The sequence below is a fragment of the Stappia sediminis genome (assembly GCF_009826895.1).
Lineage (GTDB): Bacteria > Pseudomonadota > Alphaproteobacteria > Rhizobiales > Stappiaceae > Hongsoonwoonella > Hongsoonwoonella sediminis.
This window is the reverse complement of record NZ_WUMV01000006.1, coordinates 286,534-304,560: the sequence shown is the minus strand read 5'-3', so window position 1 is coordinate 304,560 and position 18,027 is coordinate 286,534. Positions and strand designations below refer to the sequence as shown.

Sequence of the window (18,027 nt, the reverse complement as noted above, 5' to 3'; positions counted from 1 at the left end):
CGGAGTGATCGCTTCTTTCGTTTCCTGGGCCGCCTTTCCCGTGTACGCGTTGGAAGGTATCCGGACGCGGGTGCGCTCACTTCGCCTTCCTCCGGGTGAAGGGCCGACGAGCGGCAACGTCGAAGGGGAGGGCGAGCCGCTCCACCTCCTTGTGCTCGGCGATTCCTCGGCAGCCGCGGTCGGGATCGCGCGGCAGGCAGATGGTCTGGCTCCCGCGCTTGCCCGCGCGTTGAACGAGAAAACGGGCCGCCCGGTAGCGTGGCGCGGCGCTGGCTTCAATTCCGCGACTTCGGATCAATTGCGCGATCACGTGGTGCATAATCTGGAGCCGGCGCCCTACACGCACATCCTTTTTTGCGTTGGTTTCAATGACGTGAAGAACTTCCACTCGGGCAGGCGTTTCAAGAAGGGCTTCGGCGGGCTTTTGTATGCGCTCAAGGCCCGCTTTCCCGACAGCCGGCTCTACTGGTCGCAGGTCCTGGACCCGAACGAGATGCCGCTGATCTCGTCCACTCTGGGCGCAATCCTCAAGTTGCGGGCCGATTTGTTCAACCGCGTGGGTAGCAGGCTTTGCCTGGAACGCGGAGCGATCGACGTCCCTGCGATGAAAGGCCTGTCGGCGGATGCCTTCTGTTCTGACGGCGTGCACCCCTCTGAAACGGGGTTCGAGGCGTGGGCGCGCCATCTCACGCAGTTCATCGATCAGGACGCTTCAAGGCCTCTCCGACCATAGGATGTCGCCGGTGGCGTCCGCGCCGGAGGGGGTAGCCGTGCTGGCGTCGAGATTTTCAGCAGGCAGGATTTCAATATCGTCCAGTGGAATGTCGGGCTCCTGCACTTGTGTGCTCAGGGTGGGGCCTGACCAGGAAAAAGAACCGTCGAGCTGCCATAGTCCCCTTCTGTCGTCCTGGGCCGCCAGCGAAAGGTTCTTCAGGTCTTTCGGGGCAACTTGCGTAGGGCGCGCCCAACCCTGCTCCAACATCCAGCGGGAAAGATCGGTCGGCCCCTTCGTGCAGCTAGCGAGGATCTCGTTTTCGCCGAGCCTGAGCTGTTCGTCGCAGTGTATGGCGTAGTTGCGGATGAGGCCGCGCAAGGCCGTGCGCGCGCGCATCCCGCACGGCCAGTCACCGCCGAGGCGCGAGGGGCATTTCTCGGCAAGGGTCGGGCCTGCCAGATGCGCCAGCCTGATAGTCGTTTTCTTGACGCGCATGCTGCGCGCGTCGAGCACCAGCGGACGCTGGAAATCGAGCGTATCGTCCCGCTTCACTTCTTCGGGTGGGGGAGGGCGCACGCCGGCAACGCGCTTCAGCGGCCCGGTGACCCGCGGATGCGGCAGCACGTCATCGGGGGTGACGTTGCGGATGCTGTCAGGGTAGACTGGTGGCGTATCGATAAGCGGCTGGGGTTGGGCTGCCGCCAGTCTTTCGCGAAAGTCGCCCTGCGGCTCGGGCATGACGGACAGCACCGCCGCACCGGCCATCGCTACGATCAACACCATCAACCAGCCCTTGATGTTCATCGTCGCCTCCTGCCGCTTCGGCTATTGGCTTGCCCAGATGATGCGCGCGATCCACTCAATGTCCTTAAGTTCGATCGTGCGCGCTTCGTGCTCGGGGTTGAGCGAATGCAGCTCCACGTTTCGCGCGGTCTGCCGGTGCAGTACCTTGGCCATGACCTCGCCTTCCAGCGTCTTGACCACAACACGGTCGCCGCGCCTGACGGCGGAGCCGGGAGAGACGATCAGCATGTCACCGTCGCGATAAAGCGGATGCATGGAATCGCCGGTCACCTCCAGCGCATAAACGCTTTCCCGCCCGTCGTCCGGAAAGGTAATCTCGTCCCACCCGGTGCCTGCGGGAAAGCCGCCGTCGTCGAAGAAGCCGCCCGCGCCCGCCTGGGCGATGCCAAGCAGGGGGACCGTCCGCCTGGGGGCTTTGCCCGCAAGATCCGGACGGTCGCGGTCGGTGACCATGTCGAACAGCTCGGTCAGGTCGGAACGCGTCGCCTCAAGGATTTTGGCGAGCGATTCCGTCGAGGGCCAGCGTGGCCGTCCGTCTCCTGCCACCCGTTTCGACGGGTTGAAGGTCGTAGGGTCGAGACCTGCACGCCGGGCAAGGCCTGATGGCGACAGGCCGTGACGGCGGGCGAGCGTGTCGATCGCGGCCCAGACGCGATCATGGGAAAGCATTTCTTCGCTCCTCCGGCGATATGGCCTGCAGTATGTCGAGGTTGCGGCCTGCATGGCGCAAGGAATTTATCCCGACATTAGTTTACCTATCGGTATATATTCCTGTCCACCCCTGTTCGCCAGTCTTGTCGTTCTCATTCGCGAAGTCTAAAAGCTCGCCAGAGCGAGTGGAGCGGATCATCATGGCAATCATCTACAAGATCGTCACGAGCACCCAATGGGCCGAGGCGCAAAGCGCGGGGCGGTTCGACGGGGCTCCGGTCGATCAAGCCGACGGCTTCATCCATTTTTCATCGGCCGATCAGGTTCGCGAAACCGCCGCAAAGCATTTTGGCGGGCAATCGGGCCTTCTGCTCGTCGGCGTGGAAGCGGAAAAGCTGGGTGACGCTTTGAAGTGGGAAGTATCGCGCGGGGGTGCGCTTTTCCCGCATCTCTATGCCTCGCTGGACCTTGCCAAGGTCGGATGGGTGAACGACCTTCCGCTCGGGCCTGGGGGAGTGCATGTCTTCCCGGAGGGGCTTTGATGGTCCTGTCGCTGGTAGATGGCCTCGCCCGCAAGGCGCTTTTTTCCATGGATCCGGAAACGGCGCACGGGCTTACGATCAAGGCGCTGTCCTCCGGATTGTTTCCGGCATGCGAGCCGGCGGCGGACGGCAGGCTCGCGGTCAAACTCTTCGATTTGACTTTTCCCAATCCGCTCGGGCTTGCCGCAGGTTTCGACAAGAACGGCGAAGTTCCCGATGCGGTCCTTCGTCTCGGCTTCGGCTTCGCCGAGGTCGGCACCGTCACGCCGAGGGCGCAAACCGGGAACCCGCGCCCGCGCGTCTTCCGGCTTCCCGCCGATCACGGGGTCATAAATCGCTACGGCTTCAACAACGAAGGCCATGCGGCGATGCGAGCCCGGCTCGAGGCGCGCCGTCATCGCGGCGGCATCGTCGGGGTCAATGTCGGAGCGAACAAGGATGCCGGGGACCGCATCGCCGACTATGTCGCCGGCATCGAGGCTTTTGCGGACCTTGCCTCTTATTTCACGGTCAACATTTCCTCTCCCAACACGCCGGGCCTGCGGGACCTTCAGGCGCGCGACGCGCTGCGCGATCTCCTGAAGCGGTCGCTCCATGCGCGCGACGATGCCTCTGAGCGTGTCGGACGCAAGGTGCCGGTTTTCCTGAAGATCGCGCCGGATATCGACGACAAGGCCATGGAAGAGATCGCGGAAGAAGTTCTTGCCGCCAAGGTCGACGGTCTCATCGTCTCCAATACCACGATCTCGCGCGATCATTTGAAGGACAGCGCGACGGCCAAGGAGGCCGGCGGGCTATCCGGCAGGCCGCTTTTTCGCAAATCGACGATCGCCCTTGCCCGCATGCGCAAACTTGTAGGCCCGCAGCTACCGATCATCGGCGTTGGAGGTATCGACAGTCCCGAAACCGCGTGGACGAAGATCGCCGCCGGAGCAACGCTGATCCAGCTTTATACGGGCCTCGTCTACGAGGGGCCGGGCCTTGTGAGGCGCATTCTGTCGCATCTGTCGAAGCAGCTCGATTCAAACGGACTTGGTCATATTTCCGAAGCCGTGGGCGCCAATGTGGATGCCTGGGCCGATGTGCGGGAGGACTAAACGAAAATGACGGTAACGATCTGGCACAATCCGCGCTGCTCCAAGTCGCGGGAAACACTTGCGCTTCTGGAAGAAAAAGGCGCGCATCCGCATGTGCGCGAATATCTGAAGGATACGCCGAACGAAGCGGATATTCGTTCCGCTCTCTATGCGCTCGGTTTCAACGATCCGCGCAAGCTCATGCGTACGGGCGAGGCGCTCTACAAGGAGATGGAGCTCGCCGAGGTTACCAACCCGGACATTCTCGTCGCAGCGATGGCTGCGAACCCGATCCTGATAGAGCGCCCCGTCGTCTTTTCCGGCGGGAAAGCCATGCTTGGTCGCCCGCCGGAAGCCGTCTTGGATATCCTTTAAGCTTCAGCCGTTCACGATGCCTGCCAGTTCGTTGAGCGAGGAAAGCCGATAATCCGGATCCATGCCGAAGTGCTCCATGCGCATGCGCAGGATCTTGAACATCGTAGTCGGGCCCGCCTTGTCGAGGCCGGCGATCTCGGCTCTCAGCGCTTCCGCCGTAACCCTTTCGATCCAGGCTACCTTGAGGCCGAAGTTCTTTGCTCCGCAGGCATCGAAGGCGTTCGAGGAGACGAAGAGCACCTCTTCCGGCTTCACACCGAGCTTGTCCTCGATCAACTCGTAGGCCTTGTTGTTCGGCTTGAAGATCTGAACGGCGTCTACGCTGACGCAAGCCTCCAGGTGAGCGTTGAGCCCGGTGTTGCGGATCAGGTCGTCCAGCATGTCCTGGCTGCCGTTGGAAAGGATCGCCCGCTGTTTCCCCTTCAGCGCTTCAAGCGCGCTGATGCTGTCCGCATATGGGTCGAGATGGCGGTATTTCGCCATGATCTCCTCGAAGACCGCTTTCTCATAGGGAATGCCGATGCAGTCGAGCGTATAGGCAAGCGATTCCTGCGAAACGGCCCAGAAGTCGTGGAAAGCGCCCATCTGCGAACGCAGCCAGGTGTATTCAAGCTGCTTAAGCCGCCACACCTGCGTGATCAGCTCGCCCTTTCCCGGAAACTTTTCCTCGGTGATCGACGATACCGACTGAACGTCATAGAGCGTTCCATAGGCGTCGAAGACGATGGCTTTGATGGTCATTGGGATGCTCCCGGTTGTTGTCTATGCATAAAGTGAGATGAAACTGGCCATGAAGACGCCCGTGCAGATGAGGGCGCCGCAGGCTCTGAGCCTTGTCCAGTCGCAGGCCATGGCAAGGCTTTCCGACAGTTTCCAGAAAAAGAGCGCGACACCGGCGATGGCGACGATCAGTGTCGGTTCCCGCGGAACGATCTCGCTGCTGAGGTGAAGGGCGGCGGCGGGTGCCGCCACCCACAGCGGCGCGGCTGCTGCGGAATAGACCGCAAGAAGCTTCGGAAAACCGATCCTAGCACCGAAGAGGCGCGTCATCGCCCAGGTTACGGCGGCCAGGCCGAACCATATAGCCAATGTCTGCGAAAGTCCGCCGACGGTGACAACCGCAAAGGCCTGGGCCAAGGGTATGTCCAGCCCGCCTATGTCGTCTGATCGCCCGAGAAAGACGCCTGTGCTCCACATCAGCCCGGTAACCGGCATTCCGAGGGCGGTGAGCCCCCGGAAGCCTGTTTGTCCGGCTGCTGAGCCTACCACGGCTGCAGGCCCCAAATCAGGACCGGCACCCAAAGCGCGCAGAGGATCAGGAGCCACTGCACGCCGTTGTAGCGCTCGCGTGTGACGGTCGCCCAGCCGTGCATGCCTTCCACCATCGCCTGGGCGCGTGACAGTTCGCCCGCGGCGACGCCGGCGAATGCGCGTTCGGCGGCGAGCGATCCGAGGATCGTCAGGATGAAACCGACCGGCACCGTGATCAGCGCCACCGAGTAACCGAGCTTGGCGATCAGCCCGCTGCCGATCGAGAAGTCGGGAAACACATATGGCGACAGGGCTATGTAGAGCAGGCCGGAAACGGTGCTGCCGAAGATCGCGCCCCAGAAGTTGATCCGCGTCGACCAGACACCGAGCACCACCATCGGGGTTACGGCGGTCGCGCAAAGGCCGAACGCCCAGAAGATGCTGGTGATCAGGAACGCCGGAGGATCGAGTGAGACGAGCATGGAGACCACACCCGTTCCCGCAAGCGCGACGTAGCCCCAGCGCAGCTTCTTGATTTCGGGCATTTCGGGCTTGAAGCTGCCGACGATGTCATGGCCGACGACCGTTGCGATGCCGATCATGAGGCCGGCGATCGTGGAAACGCCTGCCGCCAGAACGCCTGCGATCACGAAGGCGCTCACCCATTCCGGGTTGTAGGCGAGATTGAGCAGGAGCGTCGTCTTGTCGGCGGCTTCCGGTGTCAGCGTCTCGCCGATCGAGGCGAAGTGGTAGACGCCGGCAAAGCCCATGGCATAGGTGCCGAGGAACATCAGTCCCACCCAGAGGCAGAACCACGGCACGACGCGGCGCGCGGTGCGGATGCTCGACGATGTCAGGACCCGCTGGGCAAGCTGCGGCAGGCCGAGCGTGCCAAGCGTCAGCGCGACGAACAGCGCCAGGTAAAAGCGAGGTTCGTACTTGAGGTCGAAGAACGTCGGGAGGCGTTCCAGAAGAACATCCGTCAGGTCGCCGTAGCCGAGCGGCGGGAACCAGTATCCGGCGACACCCATCTGTTTGAGGATCGCGGCCAGCGGCACGAGCAGGGCGACCATCATGATCACCATCTGGATCGCGTCGTTGTAGGTGGCGCCCTTCATGCCGCCGACGGTGATATAGCCGGTGATCACCAGCGCGGAAATTATGAGCGAGGGCGTGTAGGGAAGGCCGAGAAGAACCTCGAATACCTTCGCGATGCCGATGAACTGGCCGATCATGTACATGAGCATGATGAGCAGCATCCACACGGCGGCGAGATATCCGGCGGAGCGCCCGTAACGCATCTGCACGAAGTGAACGGATGTGTAGACCCCGGACCGCCAGAGCGATGCGCCGTAAAGCAGCACCAGCAGAGGCACGCTCAGGATGAGCTGGATCCACATGTAGACGAAGGGCAGGTGCAGTTGCTGGATAAGGGCGACGACGCCGAGGAAGGTGGCGACACTCATCCAGGTGGAGGCGGCAGCGAGCGAATTCACCACCGGCCCGATCGATCTGCCGGCCAGATAAAGGTCTGCCGAGGTATGCGTCTTCTTGTTGGAGATGACGGCGACGATGTAGTAGAGCGCGAAGACCGCAAGCGTGATCCCCATGCCCAGCCAGATATTCTGGATCTGCCAGTCGGCTTCGCTCATGACTGCGCTCCTTCCCGGGCGAAGCCGTTCGCGGCTGCGAGCGCGCCGGTCGCGGATGCGGCCTCAGGCGCTGTCTTGTTGTTTTCCGCCTCGATCTCGCTTTCCAACTGGTCGGCGTAGCGGTTCCAGACGATGGATACGGCCAGGATGCCGGCGGAGCCGAGGACTATCGCGATGAAGTAGTGCAGCGGAAAGCCGAGTACGCGGGTGTCGTTGTCGACACCGAACGCGATGGCGAACAGGCCGGTATGCGCGAGAACGACGTAGAGTGCGCCGAAAACGAGCGTCGACGTCCACTCCTTCTTGTAGGCGTTCATTGTTTCACTCCCAGGAAGAGGTTTTTTCCTGCGGGAGCGGCGGCGTATTTTCCTCCCTGCCTCATGCCGCTCTCGCATTCTTGAATGAGAATTCATGAAAAATTTTGAATGTCAATTCAAGAATTGCAGGGCTGGCAACGAAACCTTGGGTAACGCTTTGCCTTGCAAGCGAATTTCATTTGCGGTATCGCAGGATATGGCTCGCCATCGCGAATTCGATGAAGAAGAGGCGCTCGCTGGCGCATTGGAGGTGTTCTGGCAGCGCGGCTTTACGGGCGCCGGAATGCAGGAGATCTGTGCCGCCATGGGGCTTAACCCCGGCAGCGTCTACGCGGCTTACGGCAACAAGCGCGATCTATTCCTTGCCGCCATCGGCCTTTATCTTGATGACGTGACGCGCGAGGGTATCGACCTGATTGCAGCGGCCCCCAGCGGGCGGGAAGGCATCCGCGCCTATTTCGATTACCTGATGGACGGCATCGTCGCGGGCCGCCGGCAATGGGGGTGTTTCGGCACCAATTCCTTCATGGAATTGGCTGACCGGGATGACGCCGTCCAGGCGATCATGAAAGAGCATTTCGACAAACTGGAAGCGGCCTTTCGCAAAGCGCTGGAGCGAGACAGGGCAAGCCTTCCCGGGCATCTTGAGCCGGCGGATTTCGCACGCTACCTCGTCTGCGTCGCACAGGGGCTCAACGTCCTGGCGAAGACCGCGCCCGACCGGCGGGCGCTTCAGGGGATTGTCGATGCTGCGATGTTGCCCATCGCCTCATTGGAAGAAGATTTCGTCAGGTGACCCGCAGGTCCTCGTATGACACCATGACATGCTCCCTGAATGCCGGGCGTTCCGTCATCCTGTCGTAGTAGCGCCGCAGTGAGGGGTGCTGCGGGCGGTCGATTTCAATGTCGAAATAGCGGAAAAGAACATGCGCGAACTGGATGTCGGCAAGCGTGAAGTCGTCTCCGGCCAGAAAGGCATGGGAGGCAAGGCGTGCTTCGGCGATATCGAGCTTCTTGCCCAGTGCATCGATGCCTCGTTTGATTGCGGCTTCGTTCCTGTCCTTCGGCGCGGTGCGCACCACCTGCCAGAAGATCGGTACTGTGAAGCCGGCGGCAATGTTGATCTTGGCCCACTCGGTCCATTTGTCGATCTGCGTTCGCGCTTCAAGCTCTGACGGCCAGAACGGCGCTGGCGCGTATCGATTGGCGAGATGCCGCAGGATCGCGCCAGTCTCCCAAATGGGCTCGCCATCCCCGTCCTGAAGAACGGGAACGGTTCCGTTCGGGTTCATCGTCAGGAATTCGGGCGTATCGTTTCCGCCGTATTTGTGGCCCACATCATGGCGTGTGAAGGGCAGTCCAAGCTCCGCGACGCACCACATCGCCGCCTGGACGTTGGATGAAGTCTTGCGTCCCCAAATCGTCAGCATTGGCAATCCTGGAATCGAGAAAAATCAATACGTGTTTTCAGATCGTAATGCCTGGTTCTTAATAAGCACTCTCAACATTCCCAAGCTCCACGTAGACCGACTTGATCTGGCTGTAGTGCTCGATGGCCGCATGGCCGTTCTCGCGGCCGAAGCCCGAATGCTTGTAGCCGCCGAAGGGCATTTCGATAGGGGTGAGGTTGTAGGTGTTGATCCAGCAGGTGCCGGCGTGAAGGGCGGCGACCACGCGGTGCCCCCGCGCAAGATTGCCGGTGAACACGCCGGCTGCCAGGCCGAACTCGGTGGCGTTGGCGCGGGCGACCGCCTCATCTTCCGTATCGAAGTCGAGCACGCACATGACGGGTCCGAAGATTTCCTCACGCGCGATCCGCATGTGGTCGGCGACATCGGCAAACACGGTCGGTTCCACGAAAAGCCCCTCGGCAAAACCTTGAACCTCCGCCCGGCCGCCGCCGCAAACAAGCCGTGCGCCTTCTTCGGCGCCCAGCTTCATATAGGAAAGCACCTTGTCCATCTGGCTTTCGGAGACAAGCGGGCCGATGTGCGTTTCCTCATCCAGCGGATCGCCCAGCCGGGCCAGGGCCGTGCGTTCGGCAAGCCGCTTCAGGAAGGCGTCCTTGATGCCCTTTTGCACGAAGACGCGCGTGCCGTTGGAGCAAATTTGCCCCGTGGAATAGAAGTTCGCGTTGATCGCCGCAGAGACGGCGTTCTCCACATCCGCATCGTCGAAAATGATCAGCGGTGACTTGCCGCCAAGTTCCAGCGTCACGTGCTTGAGTGTCTTCGCCGCTGCTTCGGCGACCCTGATGCCGGTCGGCACGGAGCCTGTCAGCGAAACCTTCGCGACATCGGGGTGCGAGACCAGATGCGCGCCCGTCTCGCCGAGGCCCTGGATCACGTTGAAGACGCCCTCGGGAAGTCCGGCTTCGCTCAGGGCTTCGGCAAGCTTGAGGGCTGATAGCGGGGTGAGTTCCGAGGGCTTGAAGACAACGGAGTTGCCGCAGGCAAGAGCGGGAGCCGCTTTCCAGCAGGCGATCTGGATCGGATAGTTCCAGGCGCCGATCGCGGCGACGACGCCAAGAGGCTCGCGGCGCGTATAGGCGAAGGAGCCGCCAAGGTCGATATGCTCTCCGGTCAGCGTTCGGGTGAGACCGCCGAAATAATCAAGGCAGTCGGCGCCGGAGGCGGCATCGGCCACCAGCGTTTCCTGCAAGGGCTTGCCGGTGTCGAGCGTTTCGAGTTCCGAAAGTTCGCGGTTTTTCTCGCGCAGGATTTGCGCTGCGCGGAGCAGCACTTGGCCTCGCTCCGCCGGAGGCGTGGCGGACCAGACCTTGAAGCCCCTGCGTGCGGCGGCAACGGCTGCGTTGATCGTGGCGTGCGTCGCTACGTTCAGCGTCGCTATCACTTCGCCCGTTGCCGGATAGCGGCTTTCCAGCGGTGCGCCGCTTTCATCGTCGATGTATTCGCCATTGATGTAGTGCGAGGCGGTCGGCTGGGCGCGCATCGGCATGGTCCTCTTGAGGCGCGGGATATCTGGCGATCCCGAAAGAAGGTTAGAAAGGGTACGCTCCGCCGCTGAGGCGTTCAATCGGCGGGGGAGCTACGGTTTCAGCGCTGGGCCGTTTCCCAGTCGGGGTGGATCCATGCCTCCTGGTTGGAAGGCGGCAGGGGCGTACGACCCAGGATATGATCGGACATCTTTTCGCCCGTGAGGATCGATGGGCCGTTCAGGTTGCCGTTGGTGATCTGCGGGAAGATCGAACTGTCGGCGACGCGAAGACCTTCGACGCCGATTACCCGGCCTTCCGGGTCGACGACCGCATTCGGATCGGCGGCAGCCCCCATCCGGCAGGTCCCGCAAGGGTGATAGGCGCTTTCCGCGTGTTCGCGGATGAAGGCGTCCAGTTCTTTGTCGCTCCGCACCGCTTCTCCCGGCTGGATTTCCTCGCCCCGATACGGCGCGAAGGCATCTTGCCCGAAAATTTCCCGCGTCAGGCGGATCGCCGTCCTGAAGTCTTCCCAATCGTCAGGATGCGACATGTAGTTGAAGAGGATCGAGGGATTTGCCTTCGGGTCGGGCGAGGTGAGGGTGATGCGTCCGCGCGATTTGGAGCGCATCGGCCCGACATGCGCCTGGAAGCCGTGGCCTTCGGCCGCCGCCTTGCCGTCGTAGCGCACGGCGAATGGCAGGAAATGGTATTGGATGTCGGGGTATTTCACGCCCGCTTTCGAGCGGATGAAGGCACAGGCCTCGAAGTGGTTCGAGGCACCAAGCCCCTTGCCCTGAAGCAGCCATTGCAGGCCGATCATGCCTTTTGAGACGAGGTTCCAGTGCTTGTAGAGCGTGATCGGCTGCGAGCACGCCTGCTGGATATAGAGCTCGAGATGGTCCTGCAGGTTCTTGCCGACACCGGGGCGGTTGGCGATAACCGGAATGCCGAGGCTGGAGAGAGCCTTGCCGTCGCCGATGCCCGAAAGCATGAGGATGCGCGGCGAGTTTATGGAGGAGGCGGCAAGGATCACCTCACCGTCCGCATGGGCGGTTTCGATCCTGCCGCCGCGCTCGTATTCAACGCCGACGGCGCGCTTGCCCTCAAAAAGGACTCGAGTAACGAAGGCACCCTTGACGAGTTCCACATTGGGGCGCTTGAGCGCCGGCTTCAGGTAGGCGTTCGCCGCCGACCAGCGGCGGCCCTTCCACACCGTCATTTCCATATCGCCGAAGCCTTCCTGCTTCAGCCCGTTGTAGTCGTGCGTCGCCTCGTATCCGGCCTGTCTGCCGGCTTCCACGAAAGCGGCGTAAAGCGGATTCCATTTCGTCCCGCGCGTGATGTGCAGCGGGCCGTTCGCGCCGCGCACGCCCGGCTCTTCGTCAAGGTGCGGGTGATGCGCGCTTTCCATGCGCTGGAAATAGGGAAGCACATGGGCATAGTCCCAGTCCCTGGCGCCCATTTCCGCCCATGTGTCGTAGTCGCAGGCGTGGCCGCGCACATAGACCATGCCGTTGATCGAGGACGATCCGCCGACGACCTTGCCGCGCGGAGTGGCGAGCCTGCGTCCGCCCAGGTGAGGTTCGGGCTCGGTTTCGAAGCCCCAGTCATAGCGCGACATGTTCATCGGGTAGCTGAGGGCCGCCGGCATCTGGATGAAGGGGCCGGCGTCCGTGCCGCCGAACTCCAGCACGAGCACCCGGTTTCCCGGGTCTTCCGAGAGCCGATAGGCGAGAGCGCAACCCGCGGAGCCCGCTCCGACGATGATGTATGTGGCTTGAGCCATTTCGTTCAGGTCCCGAGTTGTCTTTCGACGTAGTCCTCGACCATGCGCACTGCCGATCGCGGCTGTGGCGGGCCGTCGGCGAAGACGCGCTGCAGCCAGAGCCCGTCGATCAGCGCCGCCGTTCCTTCCGCCGCGCGCCGGGCTTCGTCGCGCGGCAGGAGGCTGGCGAAGTCGTGCGCGAGGTTCGACACGAGTCGTCTGTGGTAAATGTGCAGGAGCCGCCGTGTTTCCGGTTCCACGCGCGCTTGCAGGTAGAAGGCGAGCCAAGCGGAAATCAGCGCCGGCTGGAACTGATTCGTGGCAAAGCTCGCGCCGATGCTGGCGCTGATTCTCTCTCGCGCGTTTTTCGCGCTCGCCATGCGCTCCCGCGTCTCCCGCGAAAGATCGGTCAGGAGTGCGCGCATCGTCGCGTTGAGCAGCCCCGCCTTCGATCCGAAATAGTGGTGCGCCAGCCCGCCGGAGACGCCGGCGCGCTTGGCGATTTCCGAAATCGTGGCGTCGGAGAAGCCGCGCTCGTGGATTGTAGCCACGGTCGCGTCGATCAGCGCTTTGCGCCGCTCGCTCTCCATTCCGATCCTTGGCATGCGCTCCGATCCAGGCTCCGTTCCAAAAAACCCAACAGAGCCCAGAGATAATTTTGATTGGCTGTTCAATCAACAAAAAAAGCCGTTTTCAGGGAAGATTTGCCAAAGCAAACGAAAAGTGATTTTATTGATCGCGGATCGCATCGCTGGAGGTCGCGCCCTGCATCGCAGGTTGCGCGAAAACAGGCTGGCGAACCGGCAGGAATATGAAATTAAAAAACAAGGGCGCGACCTTGCACGCGCCGGGGAACAAATGGCTGACGGTGATCCGTCACTCCAAAATCTATCCGTAATTCAGGAGGAGCTTTCATGAAGACTGTCAAATTTGGACTCGGCGCCGCCGCCCTGGTGTTCGGGCTCGCCTCGGGCCCCGCCTTCGCCGCCGATCCGGAATCGTGCAAGACGGTCCGCTTCTCGGATGTCGGCTGGACCGACATTACCGCCACCACCGCCGCAACCACGGTGGTTCTCGATGCGCTCGGCTATGAGACGGACGTGAAAATCCTTTCCGTCCCTGTCACCTACGCTTCGCTCAAGAACAAGGATATCGACGTCTTCCTCGGCAACTGGATGCCGACGATGGAAGGCGACATCAAGGCCTACCGCGAGGACGGTTCTGTCGAGACGGTGCGCGAGAACCTTGAGGGAGCGAAGTATACCCTCGCCGTTCCCAAATACACCTACGACAAAGGCCTCAAGTCCTTCGCCGACATCGCCAAGTTCAAGGACGATCTCGACGGCAAGATCTACGGTATCGAACCGGGCAATGACGGCAACCGCCTGATCATCGACATGATCGACCAGAATACCTTCGACCTGAAGGATTTCGAGGTCGTGGAAAGCTCCGAACAGGGCATGCTGGCGCAGGTCGCTCGCGCGACCAAGCGTGATGAGGACATCGTCTTCCTCGGCTGGGAGCCGCATCCGATGAACGCCAGCTTCGAGATGGCCTATCTTGACGGCGGCGACGACATCTTCGGCCCGAACTACGGCGGCGCGACCGTCTACACCAACGTTCGTGCCGGCTACACCAAGGAATGCCCGAACGTCGGCAAGCTCCTGGAAAATCTCAAGTTCACGCTTTCGATGGAAAACGAGATCATGGGCGCGATCCTGAATGACGGCGAGGATCCGAAAAAGGCCGCCGCCGCATGGCTGAAGGAACAGCCGGCCACCTTCGAGGGATGGCTTGCCGGTGTGAAGACCCTCGACGGCGGCGAGGGGATTCCCGCCGTCAAGCAGGCTCTCGGCCTCTGATTGTCCGCCAAATAAGCGCCGGGGTTCTTCCCCGGCGTTTCGCTTCCTGACTCATAAAAACCCATGAGGCATTCCCTTGGAATGGCTGACTGACCACAAGATTCCCATCGGGCCTTGGGCGCGCGCCTTCGTCGACTGGCTGACCGACAACGCCTATTGGGTGTTCGACGGTATATCGGTCGCGCTGGAGACCATGATCGACGCCATCCTCTGGCTCCTGCAGACGCCGCACCCCCTCGTTGTCGTGGTGGCTGCCGGCGCTCTCGGCTATCTCGTCCACCGCACCGTCGCCTTCACGGCCTTCGTGGTGGGAAGCCTTCTTCTCATCATCAACCAGGGCTACTGGGAAGAGACGACGGAAACGCTGGCGCTCGTCATCGGCGCGACGACGGTATGCATGATCGTCGGCGTACCTCTCGGCGTAGCCGCCGCTCACAGGCCGAGGCTTTTTTCCGCCATGCGGCCGGTTCTTGATCTGATGCAGACGATCCCGACCTTCGTTTACCTCATCCCCGCGCTCATTCTCTTCGGGCTGGGCATGGTTCCGGGCCTGATCGCGACGGTGATCTTCGCCATTCCCGCCCCCATCCGCCTGACCCAGCTTGGCGTTTCCTCTACGCCAAAACAGCTTCTGGAGGCGGGCGAGGCTTTCGGCGCCACGAAGTCCCAGCTTCTTTGGAAGGTGGAGCTTCCCTACGCCCTGCCGCAGATCATGGCGGGTCTGACGCAGACCATCATGCTGTCGCTGTCGATGGTGGTGATCGCCGCGCTCGTCGGTGCTGACGGTCTCGGCGTGCCGACCCTTCGCGCGCTCAACAGCGTGAATATCGCGCAAGGCTTCGAGGTCGGCATATCGATCGTCCTGATCGCCATCGTGCTCGACCGGTTCTTCCGTACGAAGGAAAGCGGAGGAGGATCATGAGCGGCGAGGCGATTGTCAGGTTCAAGGATGTCGACATCGTATTCGGCGACAAGCCGCAAACGGCGCTGCCGTTGATCGATGCCGGCAGGACGCGCGCCGAAATCCAGGCCGAAACCGGCCAGATCCTCGGTGTCGCGGGCGCCAGTTTCGATATCGTCGAGGGCGAGGTGATTGTGCTGATGGGCCTTTCAGGCTCAGGCAAGTCGACGCTCCTGCGTGGGGTCAACGGGCTCAACAAGATCATCCGCGGCTCGGTCGAGGTGCGTGACAACGGCGAATGGGTGAACCCCACCACCTGCGACCCGGAGCGGCTGCGCCGTCTTCGCCGCTCGCGCATCGCCATGGTCTTCCAGCAGTTCGCGCTTCTGCCGTGGCGCACGGTTCGCGAAAACGTCGGCTTCGGGCTGGAGCTTTCCGGCATGGGCAAGGCGGAACGGGCGGAAAAGGTCGGCCACCAGCTTGAGCTTGTCGGCCTTGCCGAATGGGGCGACAAATACGTGCACGAGCTTTCGGGCGGCATGCAGCAGCGCGTCGGCCTTGCCCGCGCGTTTGCCACCGATGCGCCGATCCTTTTGATGGACGAGCCATTTTCCGCGCTCGATCCGCTGATCCGCGACCGGCTGCAGGACGAGTTGCTGGCCCTTCAGGATCAGCTCAACAAGACGATCATCTTCGTCAGCCACGATCTTGACGAGGCTGCGAAGATCGGCTCGCGCATCGCCATCATGGAAGGCGGTCACGTCATCCAGCTTGGCACGCCGCAGCAGATCGTGCAGCAACCTGCAACGGAATACGTCGCGGATTTCGTCGGACACATGAACCCGCTCAACGTGCTTCGCGCGCGAGACATCATGAAGCCGGTGAACGGGGCTGCGGTTTCAAACATTAAGGAGGCACCGCGCTGCGAGGCCAAAACCCCGGTGCGCGACGTGATCGCCCTGAAACGCGGCAGCGAAACCCCGGTCGTCGTGGAAGAGGCAGGGGCGCCGGTCGGCCTTATCGGTGATGGCGAAATCCTCGATTGCCTGCGGTAAGCGGCCAGGCGGACTTTCCACCTGCTGTGTTCTCTCCATCGTCATTGCCGGGCGCGACCCGGCAACCCATTGAACATCGAAGTAAAGCTTCGAAGTGGCTTGGGTGCCCGGGTCAAGCTCGGGCATGACGAGCCGGGAAGGTAGAGCGCGACAACCATTAAGCTCGGCATTGAAAGTTGAACCAAAAGAATGAATTCCACTGATTTCGCCATTGATAGCGAACGCCTGCATTTACGTATCGTCCGCCTTGAGGATGCTAAAGCGCTTGCAAAGTTGCTCACGCCCGAAATCAGCCGCTGGGTCGCGTCTTGGCCCTATCCGCTCACGGCAGAGGGGGCGGAAAGGCTGATCTCAAGCAGGCTCGATGCCGCGGCGAACGCTCGCATCTGGCCCATGGTTATCACCGCCAGGGCGGACGGCGGTATCATCGGTTGGCTCAGGCTTGAGCAGAGCGAGAATGATGCAGGGGTATTGGAGCTTGGATATTGGATTGCCGAGAACGCGCAGGGAAAAGGTTATGCATTCGAAGCTGCCGCAGCGTCCGTCGATGCGGCATTTTCGCGGTTGGACGCGAATGCGGTCGAGGCAGGCGCCCAGCCGGAAAACGCGGTGTCGCATCATCTCTTGAAAAAGCTCGGCATGAGGGAAGTGGGAGAACGGCTGGTTTATACGCCGTCGCGCAATCGCGAAGAGGTTTGCCGTTTCTGGCGGATAGACAAACCCGCCTAACCCGCCTTTTCCAAAGGTCTGTGGCCTGATACGGCCGGGAACGTTTCGGCTGCGCGAATCCGGCAGATGTAGCTGAGCGAAATGCCACGAATGCCGAGGAAGATCTCCAGCGCCAGCCAGAGGCCGTGGTTGCCGAGAAGCGGGAACAGGACGAAATAGCTTGCAAGGTATATGGCAAGCGAAATGAGCATCATGTTCCTCATGTCCCGCGACCATGTGGCGCCGATGAAAATACCGTCCATCTGGAAGGCGAGCACGCCGAAAACGGGCGTGAGTGCTGCCCAAAAGAGGTAGTCTCCCGCGATTTTCCGCACATCCTCTGCCGTCGTGATAAATGCGACGATGGCGTCGCCCGCGCCCCAGAATACAACGGCCGCCAGCCCGGCCAGCACGAAGCCCCAGACAAGCGTGAGCCTGACCGCCCGGTCGAACGCCGGACGATAGCGCGCGCCGATGGCGCGCCCGCAGAGCTGCTCTGCGGCGGTGGCGAAACCGTCCAGGAAATAGCCGCCGATCAGGAAGAATTTCTCAAGAATCGCGTTGGCGGCAAGGATCGTATCGCCCTGTGCCGCCGAGCGTGCGGTGAAGAAGGCGAAGGCGAAAAGCAGCGTGAACGAGCGGATCATGATATCGCGGTTGACCGCGATCATCCGCCGGAATTCAGCCTTTTCAAGGACTTGCGCAAGTGTCGGCAATGGGCGGCCACGCATGGCGCGGGCGACGAGCGTGGAACCGATCAGGCAGGCGGCGGTCTCGCTGACGACTGTTGCCGCTGCGACGCCTGTGATGCCCCAGGCGAATCCGATGACGAAAAGCACGGAAAGGGCGATATTCAGGCCGTTCAGGATCGTCTGGAGAACGAGCCCCGTTCCAGCCTGCCCGCGGCCAATGAACCAGCCGAGGATGGCGTAATTCATGAGGGCGAAGGGCGCGGAAAGCGCGCGGACCATGAAATAATCGCGGGTCGCGGCCTGAACCCCGGCGCTGCCGCCCATGGCGAGAAGCCCGGTTTCCAATATCGGTGCACGAAGGAGGACGACGGCGAGCCCAAGGCCGATCGCAAGCAGGCTGGCGCGGAAGAAAACCGCGTGTTCCTGCAAGGCGTTACCGGAACCGACGGCCTGCGCCGTCAGGCCCGTGGTGCCGGAGCGCAGGAAATTGAAGGTCGTGAAGACGAGGTCGAAAAGGATGCCGCCGAGCGCGATGCCGCCGATGAGCGCCGCATTACCCAACTGGCCGATGACGGCGGTGTCGACAAGGCCGAGGATCGGCGTCGACAGGTAGGCAAGCGTCATTGGCACCGCAATCATGAGAACGCTGCGGTTCGTGACGTCGAAAGGTCTTTGGGGGGAAGCTGCGGAATCCATGAAACGAACCTGATCGGAATGGCCGCA

The 18,027-nt window shown here is 61.8% G+C and carries 20 protein-coding genes and 2 pseudogenes; 10 read left to right on the top strand and 12 right to left on the bottom strand.

Translation table 11 applies throughout. The features are described 5' to 3' along the window. Positions 1-4 precede the first annotated feature (4 nt). Positions 5-733 carry an SGNH/GDSL hydrolase family protein gene (locus GR183_RS13660; RefSeq protein ID WP_160776193.1) on the top strand — a complete coding sequence of 243 codons (729 nt, stop codon included), beginning with the start codon at positions 5-7 and terminating at the stop codon, positions 731-733. Here GR183_RS13660 and GR183_RS13655 read toward each other — a convergent pair. From GR183_RS13655 to GR183_RS22355, 3 genes and pseudogenes are all read right to left on the bottom strand, one after another. Beyond that, a complete protein-coding gene (locus GR183_RS13655) occupies positions 713-1,519 on the bottom strand; it encodes a thermonuclease family protein (protein ID WP_160776192.1) in 807 nt (268 codons plus the stop codon). The two genes, GR183_RS13660 and GR183_RS13655, sit on opposite strands and share 21 nt — an antisense overlap. 21 nt (positions 1,520-1,540) lie before the next feature. Further along, positions 1,541-1,918: pseudogene (locus GR183_RS22360) on the bottom strand (S24 family peptidase); the annotation flags it as partial. Between the two features lie 77 nt (positions 1,919-1,995). Continuing rightward, a pseudogene (locus GR183_RS22355) lies at positions 1,996-2,188 on the bottom strand (helix-turn-helix transcriptional regulator); the annotation flags it as partial. Positions 2,189-2,370: 182 nt separating this feature from the next. On the opposite strand from GR183_RS22355, the gene GR183_RS13645 reads away from it, so the two are divergent. The 3 genes from GR183_RS13645 to arsC are packed head-to-tail and all read left to right on the top strand — an operon-like array spanning position 2,371 to position 4,163. Next, positions 2,371-2,712: a DUF952 domain-containing protein gene (locus tag GR183_RS13645; RefSeq protein WP_160776190.1), complete on the top strand. Its 342-nt coding sequence runs from the start codon at positions 2,371-2,373 to the stop codon at positions 2,710-2,712. Continuing rightward, entirely contained in the window at positions 2,712-3,809 is a 1,098-nt protein-coding gene (locus GR183_RS13640) for a quinone-dependent dihydroorotate dehydrogenase (RefSeq protein ID WP_160776189.1), read from the top strand. Before GR183_RS13645 ends, GR183_RS13640 begins: the two co-directional genes overlap by 1 nt. A 6-nt stretch (positions 3,810-3,815) precedes the next feature. Continuing rightward, positions 3,816-4,163 carry an arsenate reductase (glutaredoxin) gene (arsC, locus tag GR183_RS13635; RefSeq protein ID WP_160776188.1) on the top strand — a complete coding sequence of 116 codons (348 nt, stop codon included), beginning with the start codon at positions 3,816-3,818 and terminating at the stop codon, positions 4,161-4,163. Between the two features lie 3 nt (positions 4,164-4,166). Here arsC and GR183_RS13630 read toward each other — a convergent pair whose 3' ends face one another. Genes GR183_RS13630 through GR183_RS13615 form a run of 4 tightly spaced genes read right to left on the bottom strand, consistent with a single transcriptional unit; the run spans position 4,167 to position 7,383 of the window. Further along, the gene (locus GR183_RS13630; protein ID WP_160776187.1) at positions 4,167-4,904 is read right to left on the bottom strand and encodes a haloacid dehalogenase type II; all 738 of its coding nucleotides are present in this window, start codon (positions 4,902-4,904) and stop codon (positions 4,167-4,169) included. A 21-nt stretch (positions 4,905-4,925) separates the two neighbouring features. Beyond that, complete coding sequence (locus GR183_RS13625) at positions 4,926-5,378, bottom strand: YIP1 family protein (protein ID WP_208999855.1); 453 nt, start codon at positions 5,376-5,378, stop codon at positions 4,926-4,928. Between the two features lie 47 nt (positions 5,379-5,425). Beyond that, complete coding sequence (locus tag GR183_RS13620) at positions 5,426-7,066, bottom strand: sodium:solute symporter family transporter (RefSeq protein WP_160776185.1); 1,641 nt, start codon at positions 7,064-7,066, stop codon at positions 5,426-5,428. After that, the gene (locus tag GR183_RS13615; RefSeq protein ID WP_160776184.1) at positions 7,063-7,383 is read right to left on the bottom strand and encodes a hypothetical protein; all 321 of its coding nucleotides are present in this window, start codon (positions 7,381-7,383) and stop codon (positions 7,063-7,065) included. The genes GR183_RS13620 and GR183_RS13615 overlap by 4 nt, the downstream gene beginning before the upstream one ends. A gap of 196 nt (positions 7,384-7,579) precedes the next feature. On the opposite strand from GR183_RS13615, the gene GR183_RS13610 reads away from it, so the two are divergent. After that, a complete protein-coding gene (locus tag GR183_RS13610) occupies positions 7,580-8,179 on the top strand; it encodes a TetR/AcrR family transcriptional regulator (RefSeq protein WP_160776183.1) in 600 nt (199 codons plus the stop codon). On the opposite strand, the gene GR183_RS13605 is transcribed toward GR183_RS13610, so the two are convergent. The 4 genes from GR183_RS13605 to betI all read right to left on the bottom strand — a co-directional run bounded on the left by GR183_RS13605 (position 8,172) and on the right by betI (position 12,691). Continuing rightward, positions 8,172-8,813, bottom strand: coding sequence for a glutathione S-transferase family protein (locus GR183_RS13605; protein WP_160776182.1), 642 nt, complete (start codon positions 8,811-8,813; stop codon positions 8,172-8,174). The two genes, GR183_RS13610 and GR183_RS13605, sit on opposite strands and share 8 nt — an antisense overlap. Positions 8,814-8,871: 58 nt before the next feature. Then, positions 8,872-10,335 (bottom strand): betaine-aldehyde dehydrogenase, encoded by a 1,464-nt coding sequence (gene betB, locus GR183_RS13600; protein ID WP_160776181.1) that lies wholly within the window; start codon positions 10,333-10,335, stop codon positions 8,872-8,874. 104 nt (positions 10,336-10,439) lie between these two features. Continuing rightward, complete coding sequence (gene betA / locus GR183_RS13595; RefSeq protein ID WP_160776180.1) at positions 10,440-12,107, bottom strand: choline dehydrogenase; 1,668 nt, start codon at positions 12,105-12,107, stop codon at positions 10,440-10,442. A 5-nt stretch (positions 12,108-12,112) separates the two neighbouring features. After that, positions 12,113-12,691, bottom strand: coding sequence for a transcriptional regulator BetI (betI, locus tag GR183_RS13590; RefSeq protein ID WP_160776179.1), 579 nt, complete (start codon positions 12,689-12,691; stop codon positions 12,113-12,115). On the opposite strand from betI, the gene GR183_RS13585 reads away from it, so the two are divergent. The 5 genes from GR183_RS13585 to GR183_RS13565 all read left to right on the top strand — a co-directional run bounded on the left by GR183_RS13585 (position 12,690) and on the right by GR183_RS13565 (position 16,633). Then, positions 12,690-13,004, top strand: a complete 315-nt coding sequence (locus GR183_RS13585; RefSeq protein WP_160776178.1) for a hypothetical protein — start codon at positions 12,690-12,692, stop codon at positions 13,002-13,004. The two genes, betI and GR183_RS13585, sit on opposite strands and share 2 nt — an antisense overlap. Next, on the top strand, positions 13,001-13,948 hold the full coding sequence (locus GR183_RS13580) for a choline ABC transporter substrate-binding protein (protein WP_160776177.1): 948 nt from the start codon (positions 13,001-13,003) through the stop codon (positions 13,946-13,948). The genes GR183_RS13585 and GR183_RS13580 overlap by 4 nt, the downstream gene beginning before the upstream one ends. Positions 13,949-14,024: 76 nt before the next feature. Continuing rightward, positions 14,025-14,870: a choline ABC transporter permease subunit gene (choW, locus tag GR183_RS13575; RefSeq protein WP_160776176.1), complete on the top strand. Its 846-nt coding sequence runs from the start codon at positions 14,025-14,027 to the stop codon at positions 14,868-14,870. After that, entirely contained in the window at positions 14,867-15,904 is a 1,038-nt protein-coding gene (choV, locus tag GR183_RS13570) for a choline ABC transporter ATP-binding protein (RefSeq protein ID WP_160776175.1), read from the top strand. Before choW ends, choV begins: the two co-directional genes overlap by 4 nt. A gap of 189 nt (positions 15,905-16,093) precedes the next feature. Beyond that, positions 16,094-16,633 (top strand): GNAT family N-acetyltransferase, encoded by a 540-nt coding sequence (locus tag GR183_RS13565; protein WP_160776174.1) that lies wholly within the window; start codon positions 16,094-16,096, stop codon positions 16,631-16,633. Here GR183_RS13565 and GR183_RS13560 read toward each other — a convergent pair. Next, positions 16,630-18,000: an MATE family efflux transporter gene (locus tag GR183_RS13560; protein WP_160776173.1), complete on the bottom strand. Its 1,371-nt coding sequence runs from the start codon at positions 17,998-18,000 to the stop codon at positions 16,630-16,632. The two genes, GR183_RS13565 and GR183_RS13560, sit on opposite strands and share 4 nt — an antisense overlap. Between the last annotated feature and the right edge of the window lie 27 nt (positions 18,001-18,027).